Raw genomic sequence first — 8,963 nt, 5'->3', positions numbered from 1 at the left:
CAGACATCAACTAATTCCCAGAAGGACCCTTAGCGGTGCGCCGCAACACGCTCAATGGGTCGGCGGGCCGGACCGGTGGCGTGCGCTAGTTGCCGTCTGCCGTGGCGAGACTGTCGGTCCTGCCAGGCACTGTTGTAACGGGGGGTTTGCATTCGCGACACACCCGACCTCGGGGACCACGCAAAGGTGAACGGAGGGTCCCGGCAAATCGGACACCTGGGGACCCCCCCACTTCAAACCTATCCGGCGGGTACGACGCTTCAGCCGCTACATTGGCGTTGCCTTGTCTCCCAAGCGGTTTGGGCCGCTTTAAGGAGTGCTTCGGTGTGTTCGCTTCCCCATTCGGCGTGGATCGGCTCGGAGAGGTGGAGCCTCGGGTCGCGGGTGTCGAGCCCGTCGATGGAGCCGAGGGTTTCGGGCTCCAGGTGCGGCAGGGTAAGACGCAGCCGGGGTTGTCCGACCACCCATGAAAACCGGACGACCCGGTCGGCGACCGCCTCCGTCGCGATGACCGGGAGGCCGACGACATCGAGATCGGTGCACGGGCCCGTCTTGGGCGCGATGAGGCCCAAGCCCTGGAAATAGGCGCGAATCTGCCTGGTGCGGCGATGAGGTCGCATGCTCACGCCACCTCCGTCCGGCCGAGCCGATCGATCCTATTGCAGCGCAGCGATTGCACGCTCATACGGCCGCCTGCCGGCAGGTGCGCGCGCGGGCGGCCCCGCCGAAGAACCGGGACGCGGCCTCGCCCGAGACCGGCGGTCGCCGGAACGGGCCGGGCCGGGGCGGTTCGCAAGCGCGCCCGCGTCCTGGGGCCTGCGCTTGCGGCTCGCGCTTCGGTGCGGGGGTGGCTCCGGTGGTCACCGCGCGCCAGATCGTGCGGGCGAGCCGGGCGGCCCGCTCGCGCAGCGCCGGACGCATCGGAAGGTAGTGGGCGGCATGGAGTTCGGCGGAATGGTCCAGGAAGCGGCCGAACGCCGCCTCGCGGAGCTTGTCGAACCGGTGCCCGCCGGTCAGGGCGTCGTCCGCGACCGAGTGGTTGCGGTCGTCGCCGTTCCACCGACGCCAACGGGCACGAGATTCCGGCAGCGGCTCGGGCTCGGGCCGGTCCCAGCCCGAACCTCCGCCGCCCCAGGGCCGCGAAGACTCCGAAGGTCGCGAGGGCTGCGAAGGCTCGGACGGTTCCGGCGCCCGCCACCCGCGCGGTCGCGATTCGCCTTCTCCGCGTCCGGGCGACGGCGGTTCATCCCCACCGCGCCCGCGCCGCTCGGGAGGCTGCGGCCCGTTTCCGTCTCCGCCGAACTGCCCGCGTGACGGCGGTTCGTCTCTGTCCCGCCCGGGCGGCCGCGGTCCATCCCCGTCCCGTCCGGGCGGCCGCGGCTCCTCCTCGGCCCGACGCTGCCGCCGTTCCTCGATACCCGGGTACCAGGCATCCTGCGGCGCCTCCCAGCCCTCGGCCGGGAGCGGATCGGGGGTCTCATCGCGCCGGTGGCGTCCGGTCCGCCGGTCCGGATACCAACCGGTCGAGCCGAATGGCCCCGGATCGAACGCATCGGCCGGCCGGTGCGCATCGATGATCCACGTGTCACCTGGCCTGTGGCGCAGGTGCATCGGCTCGTAGCGAGGCGAGCGCGGATCCGAATCCGGAGCGTCAAGATCGCACGAGGACGGGTTGTGCTGGAACCGGTACGCGCCCGGACACATCGGGTCCGGCTCGCCATCCGGCAGGAACAGGCGACGCCCGGCCCAGTCGAAGAAACCGTCACCATCGCCCTGACGAGTGATCTCGACCAGCGGAGCACCCGGCCCGAGCGAATCGTGGCGGTAGAAGGCGTCCTGGACCAGGATCGTCATGCGGGCCTGATTGACGACGGTGGCGAGTTGGTGGGGCGCGGCCAGGGCGTTTTGGTGGGTTGCGACGAGCCTGTTTTCGCGTAGGCTGGATCGTGCCATCGGAGGGTTTCCTTCCGTGGTTGTAAGGAGGTGGGCCGCCACACGTTTGTCGACGACAGGGCGGCCCACCGGCCATATTCAGTTGGGGATAAAGGACGTGCTCCTAGCACGTTCATCCAGGCTGACACACGATTTCGCGAGTGTGCAAGTGCGACACGCGTTCGTGTCGAAAGTGTCTAGATCCCCAATTCGTGTCACGAGTGGATCGCCTGTACCTCACCCCTGGTAACGCTCCGCTACGATGGATTTCGTCCCCGACAATCCAGGCCTTTCCCCGGAGGAGTTCCCCGATGGCCCAGCGCGTCCTAGACCCCGAGTACCTTGAGGCGTACCGGCAGCAGCTGGTCGACCGCCTAAACTTCGTCACCGAGAAGTGCGAGCTGCTCCGCTCCGGCAACCAGCTCGGCGTCGAACCCGGTTTCGGGTTGCTCGACTCCTCCCAAGAATCCCGCCGCCAGTACACGGACACCCACGAGGTGCTCTGGGACAACCTCCAGAAGCTCCGCGTCGATCTCTATGGTGCGATCGTGACGATCAACGAGTCCCTCGGCGTCCACACCGACGCTGAAGAGCTCAACATCGCCGAGGTCAGCTCTTTCGAGCAGTGACCCGAGACTTGATCAAGGAGCAATCGCACCAATGAAGCACGCACTCCCCAAAACCCTCACCGCCGCCGGCGCCGCGGTCTTCCTGCTGACCGGCTGCAACCTGATCAGCGGCGAGACCGACGGCGGCGACTCCACCGGCGACGGCTCGGACGGCGGCGGCGACACCCCGGTCTACACCGAGATCGCCTCCTGGGACGCCTGCGAGATCCTCGACAACCTCCAGCCGATCACCGACGAGATGGGCATCCTGGGCTACGGCTCTACGAGCGCCTCTGGAGGCGAGCCGGGCAGCTCCGAGCTTGGTAACACCTTCGATCCCGACGCCATCGGTTGCAACAGCACCATCAACCTCGGCACCTTCGAGGGCTCACCGATGACCGGCGAAATCGAGATCAAGATCGTCCCCACCAACAGTGAGGATGAGGCGACCGCCGCATACGAGGAGCGCGTAGCCGCCGCCGATTCGGAGTCGTCAAGCGGCACCGACCCGCAATCCCAGGAGTTCGATGACCCCTGGGACCAGGGAACCATGATCTCCTGGACCGGCGAGAGCGAGCAGGATTATGTTCAGGTGATTGCTCGTGACGGCCAGTGGGTCTTCCACATCGATCTCTACCATTCGACTGACTGGGGCGAGTACTCCACCGGTGAGCCCGCGCTTCAGTTCACCCCTGAAGAGCGAAACCAGTGGTTCATCGACACCTACCTGCCTGACGTGAATCAGACCATTAACGACCAGCTCGCGGAGGTTCAATAGCCATGAGCGACAGCACCGAAGTCACGGCCGAGAACTACAGCGGGCTCGGCACCGATGAAGGCGGCAGCACCGCCAGCTACCTCAACCCCGCTTCTTGCGACCACGGCGACTGCCAGAACGGCAACGACCCGGCCGAAGAGCAGTGGGTCAAACTTGTCTCGGCCGTCCCGGTCTCCGGACAGGTGGAGAGCTTCGTGTGCGTGGCGGAGCATGGCATCGCAGCTCCCAGCCAGGAGGAAGTCCAGCAACTGGTCGGCGAGATCCGCGGGCCGGACGGCGACAAGCACGCACTCCGAACGATCGGCGAGGCATGGTCTATGTTCCGCCAGGACTTCGCGATCAAAGAAGACACAGCGGTCGAACCGATCCTCAAGACGGAGCTGACTAAGCTCTCGGACGGCTGGCAGGGCGATGACTTCGATGGTTTCGCCGAGCAGATGGCGACGGTCTTCGCCAATTGCGAGCAGATCAAGAACGACCTCGGTGACGAGAGTACCGGCCTGATCGGCCTGCTGTTCTTGACCTCGGATTCGATTCTCGCGCTTCAGGGCGGGGACTCGCGTGAGCTGCCGTACCCGGCCCCGAAGTACTGGATCGAGGACAAGGGGAACATCTTCACCGATCCCAAGGTCCACATGCGGGCCCCGTTCGCGACCGAGTGCGAGATCTCTTCGGGCTGCAAAATCAACGGCGACCAGAGCGTCGAAGAGTCCATGTCCTACGGCGGCTACGACGGCGAGTACACCGACGAGCTGAACGACTACGTCACCGACCAGACCGAGGTCCACTACGCCCAGCTCAAGTCCGAACGCATCACGGCCAACCTCGACGCGCTTCCCGACGACGCCACCGACAAGCAGAAGGAAGAGGCCGGCAAACTCACCGACTCCCAGGACGCCTCCGTTCGCGCCGAGGCCGAACGACTCGCCCAGCAGGACGGCAACGAGCGTGCCGAGCAGGACTACGACTCGGAGTCCGAATCGTACGAGAACAAGTCGGTGGAGCAGAACAACACCGTCACGGCTCGATGGGAAGACGCCGAAACCTATGCCGGTGAGTTCACCCCCACCGTCGAGCCCGCCCGCGACACGACCTTCCGCGAATCGGGCTCCGATCTCGGCGCCGCCGACTACAACGGCACCGAGTCCCCGAGTTTCAGCTCTCCAAGCGGCAACGGCTCGGCCGGGCTCGTCCCGCCGGAGAACCCGACCGGCTTCGGTGGCAGCGGAGGCACCGGCGGTGGCGGCACGGGAGGCATCGACTCCGGCGGCTTGGACGACTCCAACCCCTGGGACAACGACTCGAGCGACGATGACGACCTCGGCGGCGGTCTGGCCTCGGGTGGCCCGACGGCCACGCTCCCGTCAACCGGCACCGGTGGCGGCGGCGGTATGCCCGGCGGCACGCCCGGCGGCGGTGGCGGTGGCGCCCCCGCGGGCCTGTTCGGCCCGGCGGCCGGCGGCGGTGGCATGGGCGCTGGCGGCGCAGGTCGCGGCGGTGGCATGGGCGGCAAGGGCGCGGGAGCCGGAGCAGGCAAGGGCCTGTTCGGCAAGGCGGCCGGCGGCGCCGGTGCTGGAGCCGGCCGAGGCGCGGGCGGCGGCATGATGGGCGGCGGCCGAGGAGGCCCGGGTACCGGCGAAGGCGAAGAAGCCGGCAAGGAAACCTGGCTCCTCGAAGACGAGGACATCTGGGGCCTCGCCCGCTTCGAGGACGACAACGACCCTCTGGCCTAGCCAACAATCCACAAAGGGCTGCGGGATCTAAATCCCGCAGCCCAATCCCAATTCAAACGTAAAGCCTTGGCCCGAAAGGGCCAAGGCCCACATTCTCGTGCCCGCCAGGCTCCGTTGCAAACTCACGCCCGGCGGGCACGACTCACAAACCATTCCCTTTCGCTGCAATCTCATCCTTCAGGACATGTACCCACATACTTGCGACCGCTGAGTAGTCTGTCCGTGACCGATACCCCACGGCCAGAATGGAATAGCAATGTCTGATCCCTCCCCCTTCGCCGCGTTCGGTGATCCGTCCAATCCAGGTAAGTCGTTCAATGCCGAGGGCGCTAACGCCCGCCTCGCCGAACTTCAAGAGCGCATGCAGCAGTCGATGTCGGCGACCAATGACATGGCCGAGCAGTTGGGAGCGCTATCGGCGACCGGCATGGATGAGAACGGCGTTGCCGAGGCCACTGTGGATTCGCAGGGTGGCCTTGTCGATCTCCGTTACACCGACCGGGCCGCCAGGTACGCGCCGCTGTTCCTCGCCCGGGCGGCCCTGGAGGCGAACCGGGTTGCGAAAGCTCGCCTCGCCGAGCGCACGCGTGAGGTCATCGCGGACACGATCGGCTCGGATTCCGAAGCGGGCAAGGCGGTCTTGTCGAGTATCGGCAAGCGCCTGGGCACCGAGACCGACGGGCAGGACCGGGCATGAGCGACGCCGAGGGCGCCTACAACTATGAGGGCGTCAAACTCACCAAGGGCGGGTTCGGTGGCTACGAGGTCGACCCCGAGGCGCTGCGCGACTACGCGACTCGCCTGAAAGCATTCGGTGACCGTTTCACCGCGCTCGCGCAGGCCGCCGACTCCACCACCTCTGTCGATGGGGCATTCGGCCTGCTCACCTTCTGGATGGGCCCGCTCCTGGATGAGAAGCACGCAATGGTCGCCGAACTGATCCCGGCCAATATCGAATCCCTCGAAGCCTATATTGAGGCGCTGAACGGCTGCGCCGCCGAATACGAGGCCGCCGACACCGATGCCGCGAGCGACCTCACTCGCTTGGAGGACCAGTTCTGATGTCCGACAACAGTCTCATCGCCGCACCCGTCGAGTCGACCAAGCCCTGGACGGGTTTCGGCCCGGCCGATGCCACCCAGGGGATCTTCGACGCCGTCGAATCGCGCAGCTGGGTCGCCACCACCCTGGCCGGAGTCGGGGCGGGCTTCGAAGTCGCCTCCTGGGCGCTGGACCCGTGGGGATCGCTCGTGTCCTCGGGGCTCTCGTTCCTCATGGAGCAGTGCGGCCCGATCCGCGATCTCCTGCAAGAGCTCACCGGCGACCCCGACATCCTCCTCACTCATGCCGGCACTTGGACGAACATGGCCCTCGACACCCATTCGATGGCCGAGGAGATGTGGACGCTCATGGAGGAGGCGACTGCCGAATGGGAAGGCGAGGCCGCCGAGTCGTACCGGACGTTGCACACCGCGTACATCAACGCCATCGACGCCACCGGTTGGATGTTCGACGCGATGGCTTCTGCCACCAACGGGGCGGCCACGATCGTCCAGGTCGCCTACGAGCTCGTCCGCGACCTGATCGCCGAATTGCTGACCTGGATCTTCTTCAAGAGCCCGGTGTGGCTCGCGATCATCGCCGCCTCCGCCGGGCTCGGCATCCCCATCTGCGCCGCCGAGGCCGGTGGCCGGATCTTCGCCATCACCAGCCTCGCCTTCGGCGTCGGTTCCGCCCTGGTGGCCTCTTTCCAAGGCCTGCAAGCACTCCTCGCGGACTGACCCCACCCCGCGCACACCCGCGCGCGCCCTGCCACCCCGACCTCCGAGACGGACAGGACCACCCCACCCATGCGCCGACTACTGCTCTTCGCCGCCCTCATAGCCGCCACCGGACTCTTCCGAAGAACCAGTCCAGGCGGCGGAGGCGGAAGCGCCGAACCACCGACCGGATCCAACCGCCCCCACGGAAGCGGCGGTGCCCCAGTCGCGGGGATTACCTCCGGAACCGGCTCTACCCTGAAAGCCATCGAGGCCGCCAAACCCAGGCTGGCAATCACCGCACAACCACACGGCACACCACCGGCCAGCACGCACACTGATTCCGGGGGTAACCCGCCTTCTGATACGGCGTCTACTCCTTCGGAGGCACCTACCCTTACTCCCAGGGACCAAGTTCCTGAACCTGAACCTGGACAGGCGCAAAACTTCTCGAACGGTGAGTACACAAGGGTCACCACAACAGATAACAATACGGTCCTGTACCGGGTTTGGGGTGGTGACGCCGGGGAGCTCGGAGGCTACTGGACGCGTACAAAACCGACGTCCGCTGACCAGGCGCGGTCAGATCTTGCGCTTCTTCCCAATTGGGGGAATACAATCGAGCATGTGAGCATGGCCCGGCTGCCAGAAGGCATTACGTTCTTCGAGGGACAAGCCGCACCGCAACCACTCAACGGCCCTCCACAACTTGCAGGGGAGGGTAATCAGGTACTCTTCACTACGCGCGATATTCAGCCTGATTGGCTCACTGAACTTGATCCACCGTTCTAGGGAGAGGACAGCGATGAATGATCTCATCACCCCAAAGGAGTCGTTTTATGATTGGGATGACTACCTCCAAACTCTTCGAAGGATTGATCAGCTAATAGGTTCAGGACAGTTCCAACCTCTACCCGTCACTGGGCCCGAACCCGCGTTTCATGACGTCTACTTCTTCGAGGATTCTGCCGGAGGCATCTGGCGCCTAGGAGAGCCTCAACCACCCACTCCCGGGTCGCTACTTCGGGTTGAGATGATCGAAGACCGAGGTACATCTTGGACTTGGTCGACCGACTCGATAACTACGGTAAGTCACTTTCGTACCTGGGGGCATTACCTGTGTTTCCTGGTGTGGCTGGAGAAAATGATACGTGCCCGCCAGTTCGTTGCCCACGATCCAGACTTGAATCTACAAGAACGCGGATCGACTCATCACCTGATATATCGCGATGGTTCCGAATGGCGATTGATCGTCCCACGATTCGGGGAACGCGAATACGGGTCATTCCAGCGGCAGTCCTAGTAGTGCTGTTCGGGATCTGATCGGATCTCGGTGGCAGGGGTGACTGCGGATCAGTTGCGGAGGTTGGCCACCAGTAGCGAGTATTCGCCGAAGGCGTCCTCAGCCGGTGTCCGCCGCTACCCGGTTGGCCGCAGGCGGTCGCTCTCGCAGCGGTGTCTCAACGCTTCGCGACTGTGCGGATATAGACGAGCAGTCGGATTGGGATTCTCAGAGTGACTTCGATTTCCCCGGAAGGGTTGTCCGTGGGGTTGAGCCGTCGGTTGCGCGCGCTGATCCTCCAGGTGTCCGTGCTCGTGCTCCTCGCAGTGGTCTTCTGGGTGGTGCTGCCGGGCTGGCTGTGTCTGTCCGTGGTCCATGCGTTCGAGATACGCCAGGTCGTAGCAGACGAGGTTGGAACGCCGGGCACCGTCACGATTGAGCGGTATCGACCCGCCACCGGAAGGGGCACGAGTAGTTGCCATGGGACCTTCACGCCCGACGATGGGGGGCCGACGATCGAGGTAGAGATCGAAGCCAGGCACTGCGAGGAAGGCCAGCGGTCCCGCGCGCGTCTGGACGACACGCTGACATTGCAGTCGTGGATTCGCCAACCGCGCGCCTGGACTCCGGGAATGCACACTGGTGACTATGGCGCACTCGTCGCGGGCGCAGTGCTCTGGAATTCGATGGGGTTCATGGCGGCCATAATGCTCATTACCCGTCGCATCCGATCGCGCAAAGGCGCACGCCGACCGGCGGGTCCCGCGCAACCACCCAGCCCGCCCGATCCGCCCGTGGAAGGCCCCACGCCACGCCCTCCCGGCTTCATTGAGCCTCTTCCATCCGTCTTCACGATCGATCGGTGACGAT

The 8,963-nt window shown here is 65.4% G+C and carries 9 protein-coding genes; 7 read left to right on the top strand and 2 right to left on the bottom strand.

Going from position 1 to position 8,963, the window contains the following annotated elements; all coding sequences use genetic code 11:
* Nucleotides 1-260: 260 nt before the first annotated feature.
* Nucleotides 261-626, bottom strand: a complete 366-nt coding sequence (locus tag FAB82_RS07255) for a hypothetical protein (RefSeq protein ID WP_136533882.1) — start codon at nucleotides 624-626, stop codon at nucleotides 261-263.
* Between the two features lie 55 nt (nucleotides 627-681).
* Complete coding sequence (locus FAB82_RS07250; protein WP_136533881.1) at nucleotides 682-1,953, bottom strand: chromosomal replication initiator protein DnaA; 1,272 nt, start codon at nucleotides 1,951-1,953, stop codon at nucleotides 682-684.
* A 290-nt stretch (nucleotides 1,954-2,243) separates the two neighbouring features.
* On the opposite strand from FAB82_RS07250, the gene FAB82_RS07245 reads away from it, so the two are divergent.
* The 7 genes from FAB82_RS07245 (at nucleotide 2,244) to FAB82_RS07215 (ending at nucleotide 8,959) form a co-directional block, all read left to right on the top strand.
* Nucleotides 2,244-2,561, top strand: a complete 318-nt coding sequence (locus FAB82_RS07245) for a hypothetical protein (RefSeq protein WP_136533880.1) — start codon at nucleotides 2,244-2,246, stop codon at nucleotides 2,559-2,561.
* Between the two features lie 31 nt (nucleotides 2,562-2,592).
* The gene (locus FAB82_RS07240; RefSeq protein ID WP_136533879.1) at nucleotides 2,593-3,318 is read left to right on the top strand and encodes a hypothetical protein; all 726 of its coding nucleotides are present in this window, start codon (nucleotides 2,593-2,595) and stop codon (nucleotides 3,316-3,318) included.
* A gap of 2 nt (nucleotides 3,319-3,320) precedes the next feature.
* Nucleotides 3,321-5,051 (top strand): hypothetical protein, encoded by a 1,731-nt coding sequence (locus tag FAB82_RS07235; protein ID WP_136533878.1) that lies wholly within the window; start codon nucleotides 3,321-3,323, stop codon nucleotides 5,049-5,051.
* 256 nt (nucleotides 5,052-5,307) lie between these two features.
* Nucleotides 5,308-5,748, top strand: a complete 441-nt coding sequence (locus FAB82_RS07230) for a YbaB/EbfC family DNA-binding protein (protein WP_136533877.1) — start codon at nucleotides 5,308-5,310, stop codon at nucleotides 5,746-5,748.
* The gene (locus tag FAB82_RS07225) at nucleotides 5,745-6,113 is read left to right on the top strand and encodes a type VII secretion target (protein WP_136533876.1); all 369 of its coding nucleotides are present in this window, start codon (nucleotides 5,745-5,747) and stop codon (nucleotides 6,111-6,113) included. Before FAB82_RS07230 ends, FAB82_RS07225 begins: the two co-directional genes overlap by 4 nt.
* Complete coding sequence (locus FAB82_RS07220; protein ID WP_136533875.1) at nucleotides 6,113-6,832, top strand: WXG100 family type VII secretion target; 720 nt, start codon at nucleotides 6,113-6,115, stop codon at nucleotides 6,830-6,832. The genes FAB82_RS07225 and FAB82_RS07220 overlap by 1 nt, the downstream gene beginning before the upstream one ends.
* 1,494 nt (nucleotides 6,833-8,326) lie before the next feature.
* Entirely contained in the window at nucleotides 8,327-8,959 is a 633-nt protein-coding gene (locus FAB82_RS07215; RefSeq protein WP_136533874.1) for a hypothetical protein, read from the top strand.
* The last annotated feature ends 4 nt before the right edge of the window (nucleotides 8,960-8,963 follow it).

The organism is Glycomyces buryatensis, from assembly GCF_004912275.1.
Taxonomy (GTDB): Bacteria; Actinomycetota; Actinomycetes; order Mycobacteriales; family Micromonosporaceae; genus Glycomyces; species Glycomyces buryatensis.
The sequence above is the reverse complement of the archived record's forward strand: the minus strand, read 5'-3'. Positions and strand labels throughout refer to the sequence as shown.

Bases quoted from the DNA above. Each gene is read 5' to 3' on its own strand.
- FAB82_RS07240 (WP_136533879.1), top strand. From the start codon at position 2,593: ATGAAGCACGCACTCCCCAAAACCCTCACCGCCGCCGGCGCCGCGGTC.
- FAB82_RS07245 (WP_136533880.1), top strand. From the start codon at position 2,244: ATGGCCCAGCGCGTCCTAGACCCCGAGTACCTTGAGGCGTACCGGCAG.
- FAB82_RS07220 (WP_136533875.1), top strand. From the start codon at position 6,113: ATGTCCGACAACAGTCTCATCGCCGCACCCGTCGAGTCGACCAAGCCC.
- FAB82_RS07235 (WP_136533878.1), top strand. From the start codon at position 3,321: ATGAGCGACAGCACCGAAGTCACGGCCGAGAACTACAGCGGGCTCGGC.
- FAB82_RS07230 (WP_136533877.1), top strand. From the start codon at position 5,308: ATGTCTGATCCCTCCCCCTTCGCCGCGTTCGGTGATCCGTCCAATCCA.
- FAB82_RS07250 (WP_136533881.1), bottom strand. From the start codon at position 1,953: ATGGCACGATCCAGCCTACGCGAAAACAGGCTCGTCGCAACCCACCAA.
- FAB82_RS07225 (WP_136533876.1), top strand. From the start codon at position 5,745: ATGAGCGACGCCGAGGGCGCCTACAACTATGAGGGCGTCAAACTCACC.